Raw genomic sequence first — 20929 nt, 5'->3', positions numbered from 1 at the left:
GATCAGCGCGCGATCAGCGCATGGCGACGGCTGTACAGGAAGTACAGCACCAGGCCCGCGACATTCCACAGCAGGAAGTACAGCTGCGTGGTGTGCGGCAGGCTGATGAACAGGTAGATGCAGCCCAGCGCGGCCAGTGGCCCGACGATGAAGGCCAGCGGCGTGCGGAAGGTTCGCTCGCGGTTCGGTTCACGCACGCGCAGCACGACCAGGCAGATGCCCACCGCGGTGAACGCCGCCAGGGTGCCGGCATTGGCCAATGCCGCGATCTCGTCCAGGCGTGCCACGCCGGCCAGGGCCGACACCACCAGCGCGGTGAACAGCGTGGTGGCCACCGGCGTACCGGTGCGCGCGCTGACCTTGGACAGGCCACGCGGCAGCAGGCCATCGCGGCTCATGACGAAGAAGATGCGGCTCTGCCCGTACAGGAAGGCCAGCAGCACGGTCGGCAGGGCGATGATCGCGATGACACCGATCACCATCGCCGCGGTCGGGTGGCCGAGCTGGCGCATGATCAGCGCCAGCGGCTCAGCACTGTGGCCGAACACCGCGTAGCTCATCGCACCCACGGCGGCCAGCGCCACCAGCACGTAGACGATGGTGCAGCCGATCATCGAACCGATGATGCCGATCGACAGGTCGCGGCCCGGGTTCTTGGTCTCCTCGGCAGCGGTGGAGATCGCGTCGAAACCGTAGAAGGCGAAGAAGATGATCGCGGCGGCCGCCATCACGCCTCGCTCGACACCATCCGGACCCAGTGATTTGGCGAAGCCATACGGCATGAACGGCTGCAGGTTGCTGCTGTCGAAGGCCGGCAGTGCCACTGCCACGAAGATGGCCAGCGCGATCAGCTTGAACACCACCAGGATCGCGTTGAGGGTCGCGCTCTCCTTGGTGCCGGCCATCAGCATCAGGGCCACCAGCCAGGTGATGACGATCGCCGGCAGATTGATCATGCCGCCTTCCACGTGCGGACCCGCGGCCAGCGCGGCCGGCAGGGTCACGTCCCAGCCGAACTGGGTGTGGACCCACTCCAGGAAGCCGACGAAGTACCCCGACCAGCCCACGGCCACCGTGCTGACCACCAGCGAGTACTCCAGGATCAGGCTCCAGCCCACCACCCAGGCGAACACCTCGCCCAACGCGCTGTAGCTGTAGGTGTAGGCACTGCCGGCGGCCGGCATCATCGTCGACAGCTCGGCGTAGGACAGGGCTGCGCAGGCGCAGACCGCACCGGCGATGGCGAAGGAGATCAGGACGGCCGGGCCGGCGAGATTGGCGCCGACGCCGATCAGCGTGTAGATGCCGGTACCGACGATGGCGCCGATGCCCAGCGCGATCAGGTGCGGCCAGCTGAGTGTCGGGACCAGTCGCCTGCCGGCTTCGTGGACGGTGACGGAATCTAGGGACTTGCGCCGGAGCAGGGACATGCAGGCCTCGGAAGGGGTGACTGATAACGACAAGTCTCCGAGTGTGACCGAATGCAGCGCAGCATTACCACTGACGGGGGTCATGCCTGGCGCAGCGCGCGCATGACCGCGACGACACTGCCGGAATCAGCACAAAGGTTGCGGAACGGGCCCGACAGCCGTCGCCGTGCCGGTCAGCCGTTCAGTCCCAGGCGGATGCCGAAGCCGACCAGGAACACTCCGGCCACGCGTCGCAGCGCGTCGCTGACGCGCGGATGCTGGATCAACCGGCGCCGCGCCAGGTTGCCCACCCAGATCAGCAGCGAGCAGTAGGCGATGCTGACCACGAAGATGATCCCCGCCAGCGCGACGAAGGTGGCGATGCCCTGGTGCGCCCTGGGGTCGATGAACAGCGGCAGGAAGGCCATGTAGAACAGGATCGCCTTCGGATTGAGCAGGCTGACCAGGATCGCCTGCTGGAAGTAGCGGCCCGGCTGCATCCGGATCGGGCCGGCATCGCCCCCCTCCTGCCTGGGCGTGCGCAGCAGGCTGATGCCCACCCACACCAGATAGGCCGCGCCCAGGTACTGCACGGCGTGGAAGACCAGCGGGTTGGCCTTCAGCAGGGCCGCCACGCCGGCCAGGGCCAGCCACATCAGGATCTGGTCGCCGACCAGCAGGCCGGCCAGTGCGGTGTAACCACCGCGCACCCCGCCCCGGCCGGTGGCGGTCAACAGGGTGAACGTGCCAGGCCCGGGCAGGGCGAGGAACACCAGCACGGCGACCAGAAACGTCCACAGGTCCTGGATGCCCATCCACGGCATGGCGATGTTCTCTTGCTACGGGGAGCCGGTATTGTCGGCCAGTGCCGCGCGCTGCGACAGGGGGCTGCCGCTACCCTCGGGCATGCCCGACAGCAGTGGTTGCAGGTGCTGGCGCAGTTGCGCATGCAGCTGCCGCACCGCGGGCGAGAACTGCTTGCGGTGCGGGCAGACCAGCTGCAGTGGGATGTGGCTGCCCACACCGCCAAGCAGCAGCTGCAGGCGCCCGGCCAGCACGTCCTCGCGCAGGTCCAGCCAGGACTTGTAGGTGATGCCCTCACCGGCCACCGCCCAGCGCCGCACCACATCGGCGTCGTCGCACACCAGCGGGCCCTGTACCGGGATCACCACGCGACGGCCGTCGACCTCGAAGGCCCAGCGGTCGTAGGCGCGACCACCGAGCTGGTAGGCCAGGCAGTCGTGCTCGCGCAGATCCTCCAGCCGCTGCGGCGTGCCGCGCCGCTGCAGGTAGCCGGGCGACGCCGCCAGCACGCGCCGGTTGCCTTCCAGCAGGGGCAGGGCGACATAGCTGGCATCATCGAAGTGCCCGATGCGGATCGCCACATCGACCGGATCGCGGAATACATCAGCCACTTCGTCGGACAGGCGAAGATGCAGTCGCAATCGCGGATGCATCGCACGGAACCGGGTCAGCCACGGCAGCAGCAGGTTGCGTCCGAAGTCCGACGGGGCAGAGAGCCGCAGCGTGCCATGCAGCTCGGCATCCTCGCCCTGCACCCGGGCCTGGCCTTCGCGTAGGGTCGCCAGCACCTCCTGCGCGTAAGGCAGGTACAGCGCGCCTTCGGCGGTCAGCCGCAGGCTGCGGGTGGTGCGCACGAACAGGCGCAGGTCCAGTTCGCGCTCGAGCCGGGCCACGGCGGCGGCGACCTGTCCGGGCAGCAGGTCGGCCTCGCGCGCGGCCTGCGAGAAGCTGCCCAGCGCGGCGGTACGGACGAAGAGCTGCAGGTCGTCGAAGCGGATCATTTTCATCGCAGGAGTGAAAGTCCTGCCCGATTGTGCGCCTTTCCGGCGGACCGTGCGCGGCGCACGCTGTGGCCTCCTTTCCCACTGGACCGCTGCCATGCGCGCCATTGCCTATTCCCATGCCGGCCTGCCGATCGACGATGCACAGGCCCTGATCGATATCGACCTGCCGCTTCCGCAGCCGGGCCCGCGCGACCTCCGGGTGGCGGTGCGCGCGGTGGCGGTGAACCCGGTCGACACCAAGGTCCGCCGCAACATGGCCACCGATGGCCCGCGCGTGCTCGGCTGGGATGCCGTCGGCATCGTCGATGCGGTGGGCAGTGAGGTGACCCTGTTCCAGCCGGGCGACGCGGTGTACTACGCAGGCGTGATCGACCGGTCCGGCAGCAATGCCGAGTACCAGCTGGTGGACGAGCGCAGCGTGGGCCGCAAGCCGGCCAGCCTCGACGATGCGGCCGCCGCAGCCCTGCCGCTGACGGCGATCACGGCCTGGGAGCTGCTGTTCGATCGCCTGCGCATCGCCGAGGGCGCAGGCGAGGGCCAGACCCTGCTGGTGATCGGCGCGGCCGGTGGCGTCGGCTCGATCCTGGTGCAGCTTGCGCGTCGCCTGACCCGCTTGACCGTGATCGGCACCGCCTCGCGCCCGGAGACGCAGGACTGGGTGTACGCGATGGGCGCGCACCATGTGATCGACCACGGCCAGCCACTGGCCGAAGGGCTGGCACGGCTGGGCATCGCGCAGGTGGAGCATGTCGCCAGCCTGACCCACACCGACCAGCATTTCGCGCAGATCGTGGAGGTGCTGGCGCCACAGGGCCAGTTGGGGCTGATCGACGATCCTGGCCAGCTGGATGTGATGGCGCTCAAGCGCAAGGCGCTGTCGCTGCATTGGGAATCGATGTTCACCCGCCCGCTGTACCGGACGCCGGACATGCAGCAGCAGCACGTGCTGTTGAACCGCGTCGCGGACCTGGTCGATGCCGGCGTGCTGCAGACCACGCTGGGCGAGCATTTCGGCCGCATTGAAGCGGCGAGCCTGCGTCGCGCGCATGCCGTGCTGGAGAGTCACCGCGCCAAGGGCAAGATCGTTCTCGAGGGCTGGTAGAGGCCTGTCTGCCTCCTGCAGAGCAAAGCATGACCCGGCCCTGCAGGAGGCCTCGCGGTACGTGCCGCTGCCTCAGGGTTCACCGTTGTCGACGTGTTCGGCGAACCCGGGTCGCGACCGCAGGCGGTCAAACCAGGCGTCAAGGCAGGGCAGCGCGGGCCTGGCGCCGGGGGTGCTGCGCCAGCGCTGGGTGGACAGGCCCAGCGCGATGTCAGCCAGGGTGAAGTCGTCGCCGGTGACATACGCTCCCGTGCCGGCCAGCTGGGCATCCAGCAGACCCATGAGCTCATTCCAGCGGGCCAGGCCGGTCTCGGCGCGGCCGTCGTCGGGATAGTCAGGATGCTGCCGCACGCGCGCCATGAACACGTGGCGCCAGGCGCTGTTGAGGTCGGTCGCCTGCCAGTCCATCCATTGCTCGACCTTCGCACGCGCCTGCGCATCTGCCGGCAGCAGGTCAGCGCGTCCGGCGCGGGAGGCCAGGTAACGGCAGATGCTGTTCGATTCCCACAGCACGAAGCCGCCGTCGCGCAGCACCGGCACCTGCAGGTTCGGATTCAGCCCGGCCAGCTGCCGTGCCGACGGTGCCGGGTCGTGCTCGATGGCCAGCCTGAGCTCGGCGCACAGCCACAGCACCTTGCGTACGTTGATCGACGTGGGCTTTCCGAACAGCGCGAGCATGACCGGGGCGGGACGCAGCAGTTGAGACTGGCCCAGCCTACACTGGTGCCATGCAAACCGAATCCCTGCTCATCGCCGGCCTCCTGTTGGTCGTACTCATCCTGCAGCTGGTCGCCCTGCTGCGCCGCCCACCGCATGATCGGCTGGAGCAGGCCGTACGCGAGGAGGCACGGACGGGCCGCAGTGAACTGCGCGAACAGTTGGATGGCTTTGCCCGGGCGCTGACCGACCTGTCGACCCGCACCGACCAGCGCCTGGACCTGCTGCGCGAGGCGCTGGGCGAGGATGCACGCAAGGCACGCGCCGAAGCCGCCGACAGCCAGCAGCGCAGCGGCGCCCTGCTGGCGCAGCGGCTGCAGGAACTGCGAGGCCAGCTGGAGAGCTTCGGCCAGCAGCAGGAGGCGCGCATCCATGCCTTCGGCCAGCAGCTGCAGGAACTCACCGGCCGCACCGATGCCCAGCTCGGCGCGCTGCGCCAGACCCTGGTGGACGATGCACGCAAGGGCCGCGAAGAGGGTGCACTGTCCCAGCAGCGCCTGACCGATAGCCTGGGCCTGCGGCTGCAGGAGCTGACCCAGCGCAATGAACAGCGCATCGCCGAGATGCGCGCCACTCTGGAAGAACAGCTGCGCGCGCTGCAGAACGACAACGCCCAGAAGCTGGAGCAGATGCGCCACACCGTCGATGAGAAGCTGCAGTCGACGCTGGAAACACGACTGGGCCAGTCGTTCACCCTGGTCTCCGAACGCCTGGAGCAGGTGCAGCGCGGGCTGGGCGAGATGCAGCAGCTGGCCACCGGCGTCGGCGACCTCAAGCGCGTGCTGACCAACGTCAAGAACCGCGGCAGCTGGGGCGAAGTGCAGCTGGAGAACATTCTCGAGCAGACCCTGACCCAGGAGCAGTACGCGCGGGGCGTCAAGGTCCGTCCAGACAGTGGCGAGATGGTCGACATCGCCGTGCGCCTGCCGGGCCGCAGGAACGACGACACGCCGGTATGGCTGCCGATCGACTCCAAGTTCCCGCGTGAGGACTATGAGCGCCTGCTCGATGCGCAGGAGCAGGGCGATGCCGAGGGCGTGCGCCTGCAGGGCATCCAGCTTGAGCGCGCGGTGCGGGTGCAGGCCAAGTCGATCTGCGAGAAGTACATCGTGCCGCCGCACACCACGGATTTCGCAGTGATGTTCCTGCCTACCGAGGGCCTCTATGCCGAAGTGATCCGGCGTCCGGGCCTGGTCGACGGCCTGCAGCGCGATCACCGCGTGGTCGTGGCCGGGCCGACCACGGTCACCGCTCTGCTCAACAGCCTGCAGATGGGTTTCCGCACGCTGGCCATCGAGCAGCGGTCCAGCGAGGTGTGGAGCCTGCTGGGGGCGGTGAAGAGCGAATTCGGCAAGTTCGCCGGCATCCTCGAGAAGGCCGAGAAGCAGATCAGCACCGTGGGCCGCAGCATCGGCGACGCCAGCCGCAAGACGCGCACCATCGAGCGCAGGCTGCGCGGAGTGGAATCGCTGGCCACCGAGCAGGCGCAATCGCTGCTCGGCGACCTGGGCGAAGGGGATGCGGAAGGCAGCGGCGAGGACGACGGAAGTGAAGGCGGGACCGACGCCCGCTGAGCGACGCAGACACCCTGCCGACGGGGGCGATGCGTATGCTGGCGGCCTGTCCATCGCCAACAGGTACCGCCATGCGTTTCCACCTTGCCGCCAGTGCCGCCCTGGCGGCAGTGCTTGCTGCATGCAGCAGTACACCGCCTGCCACGCAGGCCGGTGATGCCCAGCCAGGCTCGGAGGCCACGCAGGCCTACCAGGACGCGCGTGATGTGGACTGCCAGGCCGCCGGCGGCACCCTGCAGCCGCTGGGACGCCTGCAGCGCCTGCAGTGCGTGATTCCATACGCCGACGCAGGAAAGACCTGCAGCAGCAAGCGTGACTGCACCGGCCAATGCCTGGCCAGCGACGGCATCGCCGCCGGCACGGCAGCCACCGGCACCTGCCAGCGTGACGTCAGCCAGAACTTCGGCTGTCGTCAGCGCATCGACGACGGCAAGGCACAGGGCACGCTCTGCGTGGATTGAGGCGTTCCGGCGCAGCCACGTGGCGCTATGCTGATGGGCCATTCCCCGCTGTTGCCGGAGCACCCCGCGTGAGCACCCCGATCCAGGACATTCCCCTCACCACCATCGACGGCCAGCCGTCCAGTCTTGCCGATTACCAGGGCAAGGTGCTGCTGCTGGTCAACGTCGCCTCCAAGTGCGGCCTGACCCCGCAGTACGAGGGCCTGCAGGCGCTGTATGCGCAGAAGCAGGCACAGGGGCTGGAAGTGCTCGGTTTCCCGGCCAACAATTTCCTTGGCCAGGAGCCGGGCAGCGAGGCGGAGATCCAGCAGTTCTGCCAGCTGACCTACGATGTCACCTTCCCGATGTTCGCCAAGATCAGCGTGGCCGGCGATGACACGCACCCGCTCTACCAGCAGCTGATCGCCGCGCAGCCGCAGGCCATCGGCGAAGGCCCGCTGCGCGAGCGACTGTCCAGCAAGGAGATTCCGATCCACCCGGCGCCGGCGGTGTTGTGGAACTTCGAGAAGTTCCTGGTGGGCCGCGACGGCGCGGTCATCGCCCGCTTCGCGCCGGATGTGGCCGCCGATGATGCGCGTCTGCGCGAGGCCGTCGACGCCGCACTGGGCGCCTGATCGCCCGCCATGAAAAACCCCGCCGAGGCGGGGTTTTTTCATGGGGTGCCGGCAGGACTCAGTTGCCCCACTGCGGCATCGGCATCGCATCGATCGGGATCGGCGAGTTGGGATCGTCCTGGCCGCGGTTGCGCTTGCCACGCAGATCGTTCTCGATCTGGTAGTTGCGACGCTGCAGCCACGCATCGCGGACCAGCGCGTACTCGTCCACCGCCGAACTGCGCAGATCGTCCACCGCCAGCAGCTGCGCGCGGCTGTCGACCAGCTGCAGGCCCTGCAGGCCGATGCGGACCTTGTCCTCTTCGATGTTGCGGATCGGCGAGAGCGGCATGTCGCCGGCCAGGCCGAACACATCACGCACGGTGCGGGGACCGAAGAACGGCAGCTCGACGTAGCGCGAGCGACGCCAGCCCCATGCACCCAGCGTCTGGCCGAAGTCTTCCTTGCGGTTGGCGACCATCGCCTTGCTGGCCGGATCGAACAGGCCACCGATACCCAGCGTCGAGTTCATCAGGAAGCGACCCAGCGTGTCCCAGGCATCATCCGGACGGCCCTGCAGCAGCTGGTTGACGATCGTTACCGGCGAGCGCAGGTTGCTGAAGAAGTTGCTCACACCGGTGCGGGCAAAGCGTGGCACCACGTGGGTGTAAGCCGTCGCCAGCGGTCGCGCGACGGCATTGTCGACCGCCACGTTGAACCGGTGCACCTTGCGGTTGAACGGTTCCCACGGGTCGTAGGCCACCGCGTTGCCAGCCGCACCGTCGGCGCCGTACAGCGCGTCGAAATCATCGTCGCCGCCGGGCTGCGCAGCGGCAGCCGAGGCACTGGTTCCAGCAGACGCGTCCGTGGCCGGAGGCGTATTGGCCGTGGCCGTTTCGCCGCTGGCCACGGGGGTGGGCTCCGCTGCCGGTGCGGGGGCATCGGTGGCGGTATCGGTGGCGGCGGTCGGGCTGGCCGGAACCAGCGTATCGGCAACCGGCGCATCGCTGCGCGCGGGCTTGCCGGCACAGGCGCTGAGCGCGGCGGCCAGGACGATCAGGGGGAGAGCGCGTACGACGTTCATGTCAGCTCGCAGCAGAAGTAGCGTTGAAATCCAGGTCGGGCGACAGCCGGTAGGCTGCGCTCAGTTCGTTGTAGCCGGCGGGCATGCCGGAGATCACCAGGGGGTGGCCGGCCTTGCGCGCGCGCGCGGCCAGTTCGGCCAGCAGGGCCAGGCCGGCGCTGTCCACGCGCTCGACCTCGCCCAGTTCCAGCCGTGCCAGCTGCGCCGGCAACGCCTGCAGCTGCGGCCACAGGGCAATCACTGCGGCACGATCCAGCGCCCCGCGCAGGCGCAGGGTGCCGCCTTCCAGCAGTGCCAGCGCGTTACTTGCCATTGCCGGCCGGTCCGGCCTGGATGCTGCCGCTGTGCAGTTCGTTGGCCACCTGTCGGATGCCCTTCTGGCGCAGGGGACTGTCGAACTGGTTGCGGAAGGTCTGCACGTAGGAGATGCCCTCGATGTTGACGTCGAAGATCTTCCACTGGCCGTTCACGTTGCGCATCCAGTACTCGACGGGCGTCGGTTCGTTGCCCGCACGCACCAGCTCTGTGCTCACGCGCACGCCGCGGTTGCCGGGCAGCGGGCTTTCACCCTTCAGGCGGAAGCTCGGCCTGCCCTGGATGTTCAGCAGGGCCGAACCGTAGCGCTGCATCAGGCTGTCGGCCATCGCATCGGCGAACAGCTTGATGTCCGCATCCGACGCGCCGCGTGCATGCGTGCCCAGCACCAGGCGCGCCGCGTAGTCGCGGTCGAAGGTGCGGTTCAGTTCGCTGTCGATGTAGGAGCGCAGGCTGGACGGATTGCTGCTGAACTCGCTCTTGCGCTGCTGCAGGGTGGACAGGATGCGGCTGCTGGCATCGATCACCACTTTGCCGGCCTGGGCCTGCGGAGCGGCGGCAGCGGGGGCCGCGGCCTGCGCCTGGGCGAGCAACGGGGTCGCCAGCAGCAGCGAGGACGCGAGCAGGGCCGGGATCAGTTTCATCTTCATGGTTGCGGTTCCTTTGCAGGCGCCTGTGCGCCATCGTTGGGCTTCGGGTCTGCGCCGCCGCCGGCGCCGCCACTGAACATGTACTTGCCGACCAGCTGGATCAGGTCCACCGCCGGCTGGGTGAAGACGATCTCCTCACCGGGCTTGAGCACTTCCGGATCACCACCGGGCTGAAGACCGATATAGCTCTCGCCCAGCAAACCACTGGTGAAGATGCCGGCCGAGGTATCCGCCGGCAGGTCCTTGACCTTGCTATCCATGCGCAGGGTCACGATGGATTCGAACTTGACCGGGTCCAGGTCGATCGCGGCAACCTGGCCGACGGTAACGCCGCCGATCTTGACCGGCGCCTGCTTGCGCAGCTGGCCGACCTGGGAGAAGCGCGCCTTCAGCTCGTAGCCGTCACCGCCCCAGCTCCAGCGCTGGTTGGTGGAAGCCACGGCCAGCACCAGCAGCGACGCCAGGGCCAGCAGCAGGAATGCGCCGACGGAGAATTCGAGTCTGGGACCGCGGATGGCCATGGGGAGTACCTGATCGAGTCGTTGTGGCCGCGCGCACCGCGCACCGCCGATGGAAGGGTTAGGTGAACAGCATTGCCGACAGCACGAAGTTGAACATCAGCACCAGCAGGGAGGCATTGACCACCGCACGGGTGGTGGCCACCGAAGTGCCTTCGATGGTCGGCTCGGCGTGGAAACCGACATAGGCGGCGACCAGGGCTGCAGTGCCGCCGAAGATCGCCGACTTCAGCATCGCCACGCCGAAATCGTCCCAGAAGTCGACACTGTTGCGCAGCGCCGACCAGAACACGCCATTGTCCAGGCCGAGCACGTGCACCGCTTCGAAGTAGCTGGCGCTGATCGCCAGCGAACAGAAGATGCCGGTCAGCAGCGGCACGGTCAGCACGGCTGCCCAGAAGCGCGGCGCCACGGCCTTGGCCACCGGGTCGATCGCCATCAGCTCCAGTGCCTTGATCTGGTCGGTGGCGCGCATCAGGCCCAGTTCGGCGGCGATCGAGCTGCCGGCACGGCCGATGAACAGCAGCGCGGTCAGCACCGGGGCCAGTTCACGGTAGAGCGACAAGCCGAGCAGGGTCGACAGGGCATCGGCCGCGCCGAAGGTGGTCAGCGTGCGGTAGCCCTGCAGGGTCAACACCAGACCGACGAAGGCGCCGCCGACAGCGATGATCGGCAGCGAGCGCGCGCCGATCTTGTAGATCTCGCGGGTCAGTTCGGCCAGGAAATCACGGGTCGGCAGCGAACCGCGCAGCACGGTCAGCGAGAACAGGCCGGCGCGGCCCAGCGAGCGGGTGGCTTGGATGAAGGGCATCAGGCGACCCTCGCGCGCGGCTCGGCGTCGAACGGGATGGGGCCATCGGGCTGGCCGTGCAGGAACTGACGCAGCAACGGGTCCTGGCTGGACTGCAGCGCGTCGGGCGTGCCCTGGAAGACGATGCCGCCGTTGGCGATGGCGATCACCTGGTCGCAGATCGGCAGCGTCTCGTGCACGTGGTGGCTGACGATGATGCTGGTCAGTCCCAGGCTGTGGTTGAGACGCTGGATCAGGCTCATGATCACCCCGGACGCGATCGGGTCCAGCCCGGTCAGCGGCTCGTCATAGATCATCAGCGGCGGATCCAGCGCCAGCGCACGGGCCAGCGCCACGCGGCGCGCCATGCCGCCGGACAGCTCGCGCGGCCAGGCGTCGGCTGCGGCCAGCAATCCCACCGCATGCAGCTTCATCTGCACCAGCCGGCGCAGTACCGCCGCCGGCAGGCGGGTGTGGGTGCGCAGCGGCAGGGCGACGTTCTCGGCCACGGTGAGGTCGGTCAGCAGGCCATTGCCCTGCAGCAGGACGCCGACGCTCTTGCGCATCTCCAGCAGCTCGGCGCTGCGGTGCGGGATCGGCTTGCCGAACAGGGTGATATCGCCGGCCGCCGGGCGCAGTTCGCCGGTCAGCGCGGCCAGCAGGGTCGACTTGCCGCTGCCGGAGGGACCGAGCACGGCGGTGATGCTGCCCTTCGGCACCTGCAGGGAAACGTCGCGCAGGATCGTGCGTCCGCTCCGGTCGATGCGGACGTTGGACAACTGCACCAGACTGGAGGTGGAAGCCGACATGGGCACCATTAACATTTTTTCGACATCGAAGGATCGGGTCAGCCGGCTGAACATAAGCAGACTGGACGGTGCAGTATTGTGGCACGGCAGGGCCCCGGGCAGGTCGGGACAATCGCCGGGCGACCCGGAACAATCCGTGCCGGTGACAGGTTTGACCATTGAATACTGCCAGCCGTGCTGCACACTGTGCATGATGAGTGACCCGGGCAGCGACTTCCGCCTCTACCATTCCAACTCGCTGGATGTGCTGGCCGCGCTGCTGGCACGCAACGTCCGTGCGCCGATGCCAGGGCAGCCGCTGCTCGCACCGGACGTGGTGCTGATCCCGCAGGTAGCGATGCGGCGCTGGCTGCAGGCGACATTGGCCGCCGAATACGGTGTCGCCGCCAACCTCGAATTCCTCACCCCGGGTGAGTTCGTCGCCCGTGCGCTCAACGCCAACGTCGATGGCGAAGCCGACGATCTCGATGCTGCCGGCCTGCACTGGCGGCTGTACCGGGCGCTGCGCGATCCGGCGCTGCTCGGGCAACCACCGATGCGCGCGCTGCAGTCCTATCTTGCCGGCAGCGATGGGCTGAAACCCTGGGCCCTGGCCGGCGAGCTGGCGTCGGTGTTCGAGAAATACCAGGCCTGGCGGCGCGACTGGCTGCTGCGCTGGGAGGCCGGGGCCGACCCGGCCGATCCCCAGGCGATCCTGTGGCGCGCCGTTGCCGGTGGGCATGGCTACCGCGCGCGCCGCATCCAGACCTACCTGGACCGCTTCGAGGGCGCCGGCCAGCCGTTGCCGCAGGGGTTGCCGCCGCGCATGTCCGCATTCGCGACGCTCAACATCTCCCCGGACGTGCTGCGGGTCATGGCGACCCAGGCGCGGGTGGGCGAACTGCATTTCTACCTGCCCACCCCGGTGCAGTCGTACTGGGGCGACCTGCAGACCCTGGCCGAGCGGCTGCGCAGCGGCGCTCCCGATCCCTTCGGCGAAGCGGCGGGAGAAAACCGCCTGCTGGAAGCCTGGGGCGCAGCCGGCCGCGACTTCATGGCGGTGCTGGGCAGCTATGAAGTGGTACACCCGGCCGGTGAGATCGCCGCCTACATCGACCCGGAAGACGACGCGCGGCCGACGATGGCCGACGGCGGCCTGTCCGACAGCCTGCTGCACCGCCTGCAGCGCGATCTGTTCCACCGTCGGGCGCTGCCGTCCGGCGAACTGCGTGATGGCCTGGCCGGCGATGATCCCAGCCTGCAGGTGCACGCCTGCCACACCCGCCTGCGCGAACTGCAGGTCCTGCACGACCAGCTGCGTGGCCTGCTTGAGGATGACCGCTTCGACCCGCCGCTGCAGGCCCGCGAGATCGCCGTGCTGGCGCCGGACATCGATCCCTACGTGCCCTACCTGGAGGCCGTGTTCGGTGGCCGTGGTGGCGAGGACGACCACATTCCCTACGCGTTGGCCGACAGCAGTCCGCTGGCGGGCGAACCGCTGGCCGATGTGTTCGTGCACCTGATTGGCCTGCCGGTCTCGCGGTTCGGCCTGAATGAAATGCTGGATCTGCTGGCCAGCGCGCCCCTGGCCGAGGCAGCCGGACTGGACGCGACCGACTTCGACCGCCTGCATGGCTGGCTGCAGCAGGCGGGCGCACGCTGGGGGCTGGATGCGGACCATCGCGCCCAGCACGGCGCGCCACCGGATGATGCCTACACCTGGCAGTTCGCGCTGGATCGCCTGCTGCTGGGCCATGCCACCGGCAGCGATGCCGACCTGGCCGGCGTCGCGCCGTGGACCGGGCTGGAAGGTGGCGCGCTGGATGCGCTGGACCGCCTGCTGCGCCTGCTGCGGGTACTGGCCGCCTACCAGCGCCGTCTTGGCGAGACGTTGACTCCGGCGCAGTGGCGGCAGCGCCTGCTGTCGCTGCTGGATGCGCTGCTGCCGACCCCGCCCGGCTCACCCAACAGCCAGCGCGCGCTGGAGCGGCTGCGCAAACTGCTCAACCAGTTCGCCGAAGACGCAGACAAGGCCGGCTTCAGCGACGGGGTGCCTCCTGAAGTGATACGTGCGCATTTCGGCTCCGCCCTGGCCGAAGCCGACACGCGTGCACCTCTGCTGACCGGCGGCATCAGCTTCGGCCGCATGGTGCCGATGCGATTGCTGCCGTTCCGGGTGATCTGCGTACTCGGCCTCAATGATGGCGATTTCCCGCGTCGCGATCCGGCGGCCGGCCTGAACCAGCTCACCGCCGAACTGGACACGCCCCGACGCCGCCCGGGCGACCGTTCCACCCGCGAGGACGATCGCTTCCTGTTCCTGCAGCTGTTCGCCGCCGCACAGGACGTGTTCTACCTCAGTTATCTCGGCGCCGATCCGCGCGATGGCAGCGTGCGGGAACCGTCGGTGCTGGTCAGCGAGCTGATCGACGCCGTGGCGGCCTACCACCTCGATCCAGCCGCCGCCGCCGCGGCATTCACGGTCCGCCACGCGCTGCAGCCGTTCTCCCCCGCCGCGTTCGGCGATGGCGACCCGCGTCGCTTCAGCTACCGCCGGCAATGGCATCCGGCAGCCGGTCGCCTGGCCGGGCAGCGTGGCGGGCTGTCGCCGTGGTTCGACGCGGCGGCGCTGCCGCCGCCGGTCGAAGCTGCGGTGGAAGAAGAACTGTCTCTGGAAAGCCTGCGCCGGTTCCTGTGCGACCCGGCTGGGCAGTTCCTGTCGCAGTCTCTGGGCCTTCGACTGGCCGATGAGGTCGAGGACGTCGTCGATCTGGAGCCGCTGGTGCTGTCCGCGCGAGGGCCGGACACGCGCAGTGTGCAGGCCGCGGTGGTGCGTGCCACCCTCACCGGCGATGACGACCCGCTCTACCCGAGGCTGCGCGCACGCGCGCTGGTGCCATCCGGCGCGCTGGGCGAGCGGCAGTTCGAGGTGGAACAATCGAAGACCCGCCCCTATGCCGACGCAATGCTGGGCTGGATGCAGGGCGTACAGCCGGAAAGCCGCCGCTATGAGGTCCAGATCGACGGCGTGCGCCTGCACGGCCGGGTTGCCGATCGCCATCCCGGTGGTCTGGTGCGGCTGCGCGCGGGCACGCTCAACGGCAACGCGGTGATCCGCCAGGGGCTGGACTGGCTGCTGGCCAATGCGGCAGGCGACGCGTTGCCGCTGGTCCAGTTCCACGACGGCGGTGACGCCGGTCAGGGTCCGCACGTCCTGCCGGCACTGTCCGTGCCCGCGGCGCGGGCCGCCCTGCGCGCGCTGCTGCAGCTGCGCCGGCGTGGCCTGCGTGAGCCGTTGTGGTTCGCTCCCTACACCGGCTGGGTGCTGTACACGACCAGCGGCGAGAAACAGCGCAGCGAGGGCTGGAAGCAGTGGCATGGCAGCGACCGCAGCTGGGGCGAATCCCGCAGTGACGCCTGGCAGTTGCTGATGCGCGGTGCCGATCCCTTCGCAGACGATGCCCGGTATGCCGAGCTGCTGCACAACAGCCAGGTGGTGTTCGGCGCGCTGCGCGAAGGCCGCGTGCCCGGCGCCGGTTCACATACAGAGGTCACCGGATGAACGCTACCGTGGCAGGCAGCCCCATCGAACATCCCGGTATCGACCCGTATCTCGCACTGCCCCTGGATGGCGTCCGCCTGATCGAAGCCAGTGCCGGCACCGGCAAGACCTTCACCCTGGCCACGCTGTTCACCCGGCTCGTGGTCGAGCAGGGCCTGCGTATCGGCCAGATCCTGGCGGTGACCTTCACCGATGCCGCTACCCAGGAACTGCGCAAGCGCATCCGTGAGCGACTGGCGCTGGCCGCGCGGATGGTCGACCTGCCTCCGGGCGACGGCGAGGCACCCGACATGCGGTTGACCCGGCAGATCCTGAGGCGCCATCTCGATGCCGGCAATGAGAGCGCGGCGGCGCTGAAGCGTCGCCTGCAGGTCGCTGCCGACGAAATCGATCTGGCCGCGATCTTCACCATCCACGGCTTCTGCACCCGCGTGCTGCGCGAGCACGCACTGGAGAGCGGCCACACCTTCGATCCTCCGGAGCTGCTGACCAGCGACCGCGAGCTGATGGAGGAACTGGCGGCTGACCTGTGGCGCGTGCACGCCAACGATCCGGCCACACTGGAGCCGCTGACCTTGTTGTGGTCGAGCCCGGACGCACTGGCAGGCGACCTGCGCGCGCTGCTGGCCGCACCGCCGCTGCATCCATTGCCATTGCCGACGCTGCCGGACGATCCGCGGCCGCGGATGCTGCAGGCCGCGCAGGTCCTCGCGTCCGCCATCGACTCTGGTCTTGATGCGGCCCGTGGGCAGATCGCCACGGCGTTCGAGAAGAAGGTCTTCGATGGACGTCGTGCCAAGCGGCCGAGCTTCGACAAGGCATTCTCCACCCTGGTCGCCGGGCAGGCGGTCGCGGACTGGTCACGCGATGGAAAACTCCATCTGGAGAAGCTGCTGCCCACTTCGATGCAGGCACTCTGCCGGAACGATCAGCAGGGCGCCTGCCCGGATGCGCCCCTCTTCGACGCATTGCAGGCCTGGTGGGATGCCGCCGACGTGGTCATGTCGTGGCTTCGCCAGCGCGCGATCCGCTTCCTGCACGCCCTGCGCGCCGAAGCCGCGCAGCGACTGGCCCTGTTGAAACAGACGCGACGGGTGCAGACCTACGATGACCTGATCGACGGCGTGGCGCTTGCCCTGCAGGGGCCGCAACGGCTGACGCTGGTGCAACGGCTGCGCGCGCAGTACCGCATTGCCCTGGTCGATGAGTTCCAGGACACCGATGACCGCCAATGGGGCATCTTCCACACCCTGTTCGGCGATTCGCCGGAGGTACGCGAACTGGGACTGGCGCCAGCGCTGTTCCTGATCGGCGATCCGAAGCAGGCGATCTATGGCTTCCGCGGCGGCGACATCCATACTTACCTCAAGGCCAGGCAGGTTGCGCAGCCTGCGCCGGCACTGGACCAGAATTTCCGCTCGCGGCCTGCGCTGCTGCGCGTGCTGCAGATGCTGTACGACAACGGCGGTGAGGACGCCTTCCTCGAGCGTGACATCCGCTTCGAGCCGGTGCGGCCGGGCGGCGTACGTGTAGATGCGGATTACCAGCGTGATGGCCATGCCGCCGCAGCCCTGACCCTGCGCGTGCTGCGCAGCGGCGGTGACAGGCCGCTGGCTGCCGATGCCTCCCGCGAGGCAGCGACGCGGGCGTGTGTGGCCGCCATTCACCAGGTGCTGGTGGACGCGCGCGCCGGCAGGGCCCTGCTGCGTGGTCGCCCGGTGCAGCCGGCTGACATCGCCGTTCTGGTGCGTTCGCATCGCGAGGCCACGCTTGTGCAGCGTGCGCTGGCGGCTGTTGGAATTCCCGCGGTGGCAGCCGGCAGGCAGAGCCTGTTCGCCACCAGCGAAGCCCGCGACCTGCGCGCGCTGCTGCTGGCCCTGCTGCAACCGGCCGACGAAGGCCGCCTGCGCACCGCGCTGGCCACCGTGCTGCTCGGCCAGCCTGCCAGTGCGATCGCAACGATGGAACGCGAAGGCGACCTGCAGCGGGGATTCCAGGCGCAGCTGCTGCACTGGCGCGAACGATGGCAACGCGGCGGCCCGTTCGCGGTGATCGCCGACGTCTGCGCCGCACAGGGCGAACGCCTGCTGGCGCTGATCGATGGCGAGCGCCGGCTGACCAATTACCTCCAGCTCGGCGAGCTGCTGCAGGAGGCGTCGGCACAGGCGCTGGGCATGCATGGCCTGCTGGACTGGCTGCAGGGCCGGATGGCCAGCGCCGACCAGGACGATGAGCAGCAGCTGCTGCGCCTGGAATCGGACGCGCGCCGTGTGCAGATCATCACCCTGCACAAGAGCAAGGGCCTGGAATACCCCTTGGTGTTCCTGCCGTTCGTGGGCATCGAGCGCGGCGCGAACAACAGCGCTGCACACTGCACCGTGCATCTGGACGGCGAGCGCCAGCTGCACTGGAAGCTCGACAGGGACGAGGTGTGGGACGCCGTCAGCCGCCAGGCGCGGCACGAACAGCAGGCAGAGGACGCGCGCCTGCTGTACGTCGGCATGACCCGAGCCGAGCACGCGCTGTGGATCGCCATCGGTGACCTCGCCGGTCTTGCCAGGACCGCACTGGCGCCATTGCTGGGCGACCTGCAGGCCCTGCGCGGGTGCGCCGATGTGCAGGTCGACGACAGCGAGCCGGTGGCGCAGCTGCCGCAGCTGGCGGTGGAAATGGACGGCGAACTTCCGGCAGTGCGCACGCAGGCGCGTCGCGTGCCCCACGACTGGTGGGTATACAGCTTCACCCAGCTGGCCCATGCCGATGCCGGCAGTGGCAGTGACATCGAGGCGGCCGCCACCGAACTTCCGGCGCCGGCGGCCGACGAACCGGTTGGCGCGGAGCTGCCCCTGGAGCCCGCGCTGCCGGATCCTGCCGCGACCGAAGAGGCCGCGCCGGTCGACCCGCGTTTCATGGGCAGCCGCTTCGGCAACGTGCTGCACGAAGCGATGGAGAACGTCGACTTCGCCGCATGGGGCGCCTGGCAGCCTGGCCAGGAAGCGCCGGAAGGCCAGGCCGCCGTGCTGCGCAAGGCATTGCGCGAAGAGGGCTATGCAGATGCGGACCTGGATGACGGCATCGCGGTGCTGGTGCCACTGGTCGGCCAGACCCTCATCGCGGAGCTGCCGGAGGGCGGCGCGCTGTACAGCGTGCCCGCGCAGGATCGTCGTGCCGAGATCGACTTCCACTTCGCCATCGAGCCGACCGCTGTGCCGGCGCTGCTGGATGTACTGCATGCCCATGGCATCGCCAGCGCGCGCCGGGGCTTCGGCCAGCGCCGCCGGCTGGAAGGGCTGATGACCGGCATGATCGACCTCACCTACGTGCGCGATGGCCGCTGGTACGTGCTCGACTACAAATCCAACCGGCTGCCGGGCTACAGCCCCGACCTGCTGGCCATCGCCATGCGCCACAGCGAGTACGACCTGCAGGCCCTGATCTATACCGTCGCGCTGCATCGCTGGCTGCGCTTCCGGCTGGGGGCGGCCTACCGCTACGAACGCGACATGGGCGGCATCCGCTATCTGTTCTGCCGCGGCCTGGATGGCACTGGCAATGGTGTCTACACCGATCGTTTCCCGCTCGAACTGGTGGACGCGCTCGATGCGTTGTTCGCCGGAGGCAGGCAGGCCCAGGCCGAGCTGGCGGCACGCGCGCTTGGAGCCAGCGCATGAGCCTGCTCAGGGATCTGTACCGCAATGGCCAGCTGCGGACGATCGACCACGCCTTGGCGACCGGCCTGCAGCGCCTGCGCACGGACACCCCGGAGGACGTGGCCCTGGCGGCGGCCCTGGCCTCGCTGGCGGTATCGCTGGGGCATGCCGGTTTCGATCCGGCGCAGCCGCACCGGCTGCTGGAAGGCGTATCCGCCTGGCCGGCGCCGCAATCCTGGATCGAGCAGCTGCGCGCCTCGCCCTGGGTCGCGACCCCCGTGCGCGCCGATGCTGTCGCAGATGACGCCCCGCTGGTGATGGAGAATGGCCTGCTGTACCTGCGCCGCTATCGCGAGTACGAGCGGCAGCTGGCGGCAGGCCTGCAGCGCATCGGCGGCCATCCGCTGCCGGCGCCGGATCTGCCCGCGTTGGCGCCTCTGTTCGCACGGCTGTTCCCGCAGGCCCGGGATGCCGAGGATCATCAGGCGCGCGCGGCAGGCGTGACCCTGCGTCATCCCTTGGCGCTGGTGACCGGAGGACCCGGCACCGGCAAGACCACCACCATCGCGCGTCTGCTGCTGTTGCTGGCTGCGCAGGCAGCGCATACCGGCCAGCCACCGCCGAAGGTGGCCTTGGCCGCACCGACCGGCCGCGCCGCCGAGCGGATGGCCGAAAGCCTGCGTCTGGCCGTGCAGCGGTTGCAGGAGGAGGGCCTGGACCCGGCGCTGTGCGCCGCATTGCCTACCACCGGTACCACGCTGCATCGCCTGCTGGGCGTCATTCCCGACTCGCCCCGTTTCCGCCACCACGCCGATAATCCGCTGCCGCTGGATGTGGTGGTGATCGACGAAGCGTCGATGATCGATCTGCCGATGATGGCCAAGCTGGTCGATGCCATCGCCAGCGGCACCCGCCTGATCCTGCTCGGCGATCCTGACCAGCTGCCCTCGGTCGAAGCCGGCGACGTGCTGGGCGCGATCCTGCGAGCCAGCGGTGATGGCATGGGCACGCGCGTCGATGATGCACTGGCGTTGCAGGGGGTGTTGGCGGCACCGGCATTGCAGCCGCCGGCGCCGGTCCATGCATTCACCGGTCGGCGGGTGCAGCTGCAGCGCGGTTACCGGCAGAGCGACGCATTGGATCTGGCACCGTTGGCGCGTGCCGTCCGCGATGGCGACAGCGTCACCACGCTGCGACTGCTGCGCAGTGGCGAACTGTCGGGAGTCCGCTTCCACGAAGGGGAGCCGGATCCGCTGCGTGACCAGCGTGAGCATCTGCTGGGCCGCTGGCGTGCATTGGCCGATATCCGGGACCCGGTCCTGGCACTGCAGCAGGCCGGCCGCCTGCGCGTGCTGACCGCGCTGCGTGAAGGGCCGCAGGGAGCCCGTGGCCTCAACGAGCGGATCGAACAGCTGCTGGCCGGCACCACCCCGGGCTACTTCCAGGGGCGCCTGCTGCTGGTAACCGAGAACAGCTATCGGCATCGCTTGTTCAACGGCGATGTCGGCATCTGCCTGCGCGACAGCACGGGCGCGATGGTGGCGTGGTTCCCCGGCGACACCGCCGATCAGCCGCGCGCCTTCCATCCGGCCGCATTGCCGGCGCACGAGAGCGCGTTCGCAATGACCGTGCACAAGGCACAGGGCTCGGAGTTCGATGAGGTCTGGCTGCAACTGCCACGGCAGGACAGTCGCGTGCTGTCGCGCGAGCTGATCTACACCGGGCTGACCCGTGCCCGCCAGGTCCTGCATGTGGCGGCCAGTGCCGATGTGCTGCAGGCCGCGCTCAAGCGCCATGCCAGTCGAATCGGCGGCCTGGCCTGGCGGCTGGGTGCAGAAGAGGTGGCCGAACAACCAGCGCGCATGGAACAGCCCACGGTGCAGGGCCAGTTGTTCTGAACCGGGGTCG

The 20929-nt window shown here is 68.9% G+C and carries 17 protein-coding genes; 7 read left to right on the top strand and 10 right to left on the bottom strand.

Features of this window, described 5'->3' with window-relative positions; genetic code table 11:
* Positions 1-2: 2 nt before the first annotated feature.
* The 3 genes from N8888_RS18700 to N8888_RS18690 all read right to left on the bottom strand — a co-directional run bounded on the left by N8888_RS18700 (position 3) and on the right by N8888_RS18690 (position 3220).
* The gene (locus N8888_RS18700; RefSeq protein ID WP_053517233.1) at positions 3-1430 is read right to left on the bottom strand and encodes an amino acid permease; all 1428 of its coding nucleotides are present in this window, start codon (positions 1428-1430) and stop codon (positions 3-5) included.
* Between the two features lie 173 nt (positions 1431-1603).
* On the bottom strand, positions 1604-2233 hold the full coding sequence (gene leuE / locus N8888_RS18695; protein ID WP_053517234.1) for a leucine efflux protein LeuE: 630 nt from the start codon (positions 2231-2233) through the stop codon (positions 1604-1606).
* Positions 2234-2248: 15 nt separating this feature from the next.
* On the bottom strand, positions 2249-3220 hold the full coding sequence (locus N8888_RS18690; RefSeq protein ID WP_197600198.1) for a LysR family transcriptional regulator: 972 nt from the start codon (positions 3218-3220) through the stop codon (positions 2249-2251).
* A gap of 91 nt (positions 3221-3311) precedes the next feature.
* Here N8888_RS18690 and N8888_RS18685 point away from each other — a divergent pair, with 91 nt between their 5' ends.
* Positions 3312-4319: a zinc-binding alcohol dehydrogenase family protein gene (locus N8888_RS18685; RefSeq protein ID WP_164151451.1), complete on the top strand. Its 1008-nt coding sequence runs from the start codon at positions 3312-3314 to the stop codon at positions 4317-4319.
* 72 nt (positions 4320-4391) lie between these two features.
* Here N8888_RS18685 and N8888_RS18680 read toward each other — a convergent pair whose 3' ends face one another.
* On the bottom strand, positions 4392-4997 hold the full coding sequence (locus N8888_RS18680) for a glutathione S-transferase family protein (protein WP_263176599.1): 606 nt from the start codon (positions 4995-4997) through the stop codon (positions 4392-4394).
* Between the two features lie 50 nt (positions 4998-5047).
* Here N8888_RS18680 and rmuC point away from each other — a divergent pair, with 50 nt between their 5' ends.
* The 3 genes from rmuC (at position 5048) to N8888_RS18665 (ending at position 7685) form a co-directional block, all read left to right on the top strand.
* Entirely contained in the window at positions 5048-6610 is a 1563-nt protein-coding gene (gene rmuC, locus N8888_RS18675; protein ID WP_253118417.1) for a DNA recombination protein RmuC, read from the top strand.
* Between the two features lie 71 nt (positions 6611-6681).
* A complete protein-coding gene (locus tag N8888_RS18670; protein WP_263176597.1) occupies positions 6682-7071 on the top strand; it encodes a hypothetical protein in 390 nt (129 codons plus the stop codon).
* Between the two features lie 68 nt (positions 7072-7139).
* The gene (locus N8888_RS18665) at positions 7140-7685 is read left to right on the top strand and encodes a glutathione peroxidase (protein ID WP_065174060.1); all 546 of its coding nucleotides are present in this window, start codon (positions 7140-7142) and stop codon (positions 7683-7685) included.
* A gap of 58 nt (positions 7686-7743) precedes the next feature.
* Here the strand turns inward: N8888_RS18665 and N8888_RS18660 are convergent, their stop codons facing one another.
* From N8888_RS18660 to N8888_RS18635, 6 genes are read right to left on the bottom strand one after another with little or no spacing between them, the layout of a single operon-like run.
* Positions 7744-8748: an MlaA family lipoprotein gene (locus N8888_RS18660; RefSeq protein ID WP_065174059.1), complete on the bottom strand. Its 1005-nt coding sequence runs from the start codon at positions 8746-8748 to the stop codon at positions 7744-7746.
* A 1-nt stretch (position 8749) separates the two neighbouring features.
* On the bottom strand, positions 8750-9061 hold the full coding sequence (locus tag N8888_RS18655) for an STAS domain-containing protein (protein ID WP_053517244.1): 312 nt from the start codon (positions 9059-9061) through the stop codon (positions 8750-8752).
* Positions 9051-9713: an MlaC/ttg2D family ABC transporter substrate-binding protein gene (locus tag N8888_RS18650; RefSeq protein WP_053517245.1), complete on the bottom strand. Its 663-nt coding sequence runs from the start codon at positions 9711-9713 to the stop codon at positions 9051-9053. Before N8888_RS18650 ends, N8888_RS18655 begins: the two co-directional genes overlap by 11 nt.
* On the bottom strand, positions 9710-10234 hold the full coding sequence (gene mlaD, locus N8888_RS18645; RefSeq protein ID WP_053517247.1) for an outer membrane lipid asymmetry maintenance protein MlaD: 525 nt from the start codon (positions 10232-10234) through the stop codon (positions 9710-9712). Before mlaD ends, N8888_RS18650 begins: the two co-directional genes overlap by 4 nt.
* A 58-nt stretch (positions 10235-10292) precedes the next feature.
* Positions 10293-11042 (bottom strand): MlaE family lipid ABC transporter permease subunit, encoded by a 750-nt coding sequence (locus N8888_RS18640; protein ID WP_065174057.1) that lies wholly within the window; start codon positions 11040-11042, stop codon positions 10293-10295.
* A complete protein-coding gene (locus tag N8888_RS18635) occupies positions 11042-11830 on the bottom strand; it encodes an ABC transporter ATP-binding protein (protein ID WP_065174056.1) in 789 nt (262 codons plus the stop codon). Before N8888_RS18635 ends, N8888_RS18640 begins: the two co-directional genes overlap by 1 nt.
* 190 nt (positions 11831-12020) lie before the next feature.
* Here N8888_RS18635 and recC point away from each other — a divergent pair, with 190 nt between their 5' ends.
* From recC to recD, 3 genes are read left to right on the top strand one after another with little or no spacing between them, the layout of a single operon-like run.
* Positions 12021-15371: an exodeoxyribonuclease V subunit gamma gene (gene recC, locus N8888_RS18630; RefSeq protein ID WP_263176596.1), complete on the top strand. Its 3351-nt coding sequence runs from the start codon at positions 12021-12023 to the stop codon at positions 15369-15371.
* 8 nt (positions 15372-15379) lie between these two features.
* Positions 15380-19042: an exodeoxyribonuclease V subunit beta gene (gene recB, locus N8888_RS18625; RefSeq protein WP_263176595.1), complete on the top strand. Its 3663-nt coding sequence runs from the start codon at positions 15380-15382 to the stop codon at positions 19040-19042.
* Positions 19039-20919: an exodeoxyribonuclease V subunit alpha gene (gene recD / locus N8888_RS18620; RefSeq protein ID WP_263176594.1), complete on the top strand. Its 1881-nt coding sequence runs from the start codon at positions 19039-19041 to the stop codon at positions 20917-20919. Before recB ends, recD begins: the two co-directional genes overlap by 4 nt.
* Positions 20920-20929: the final 10 nt, after the last annotated feature.

Origin of the sequence: Stenotrophomonas maltophilia (assembly GCF_025642255.1) — a bacterium.
GTDB classification, from domain to species: Bacteria; Pseudomonadota; Gammaproteobacteria; order Xanthomonadales; family Xanthomonadaceae; genus Stenotrophomonas; species Stenotrophomonas maltophilia_P.
This window is presented reverse-complemented; position numbering and strand designations above follow the sequence as displayed.

Coding starts and splice junctions, on each gene's coding strand:
- N8888_RS18700 (WP_053517233.1), bottom strand. CDS start 1,430: ATGTCCCTGCTCCGGCGCAAGTCCCTAGATTCCGTCACCGTCCACGAA.
- leuE (WP_053517234.1), bottom strand. CDS start 2,233: ATGCCGTGGATGGGCATCCAGGACCTGTGGACGTTTCTGGTCGCCGTG.
- N8888_RS18690 (WP_197600198.1), bottom strand. CDS start 3,220: ATGAAAATGATCCGCTTCGACGACCTGCAGCTCTTCGTCCGTACCGCC.
- N8888_RS18685 (WP_164151451.1), top strand. CDS start 3,312: ATGCGCGCCATTGCCTATTCCCATGCCGGCCTGCCGATCGACGATGCA.
- N8888_RS18680 (WP_263176599.1), bottom strand. CDS start 4,997: ATGCTCGCGCTGTTCGGAAAGCCCACGTCGATCAACGTACGCAAGGTG.
- rmuC (WP_253118417.1), top strand. CDS start 5,048: ATGCAAACCGAATCCCTGCTCATCGCCGGCCTCCTGTTGGTCGTACTC.
- N8888_RS18670 (WP_263176597.1), top strand. CDS start 6,682: ATGCGTTTCCACCTTGCCGCCAGTGCCGCCCTGGCGGCAGTGCTTGCT.
- N8888_RS18660 (WP_065174059.1), bottom strand. CDS start 8,748: ATGAACGTCGTACGCGCTCTCCCCCTGATCGTCCTGGCCGCCGCGCTC.
- N8888_RS18655 (WP_053517244.1), bottom strand. CDS start 9,061: ATGGCAAGTAACGCGCTGGCACTGCTGGAAGGCGGCACCCTGCGCCTG.
- N8888_RS18650 (WP_053517245.1), bottom strand. CDS start 9,713: ATGAAGATGAAACTGATCCCGGCCCTGCTCGCGTCCTCGCTGCTGCTG.
- mlaD (WP_053517247.1), bottom strand. CDS start 10,234: ATGGCCATCCGCGGTCCCAGACTCGAATTCTCCGTCGGCGCATTCCTG.
- N8888_RS18640 (WP_065174057.1), bottom strand. CDS start 11,042: ATGCCCTTCATCCAAGCCACCCGCTCGCTGGGCCGCGCCGGCCTGTTC.
- N8888_RS18635 (WP_065174056.1), bottom strand. CDS start 11,830: ATGTCGGCTTCCACCTCCAGTCTGGTGCAGTTGTCCAACGTCCGCATC.
- recC (WP_263176596.1), top strand. CDS start 12,021: ATGATGAGTGACCCGGGCAGCGACTTCCGCCTCTACCATTCCAACTCG.
- recD (WP_263176594.1), top strand. CDS start 19,039: ATGAGCCTGCTCAGGGATCTGTACCGCAATGGCCAGCTGCGGACGATC.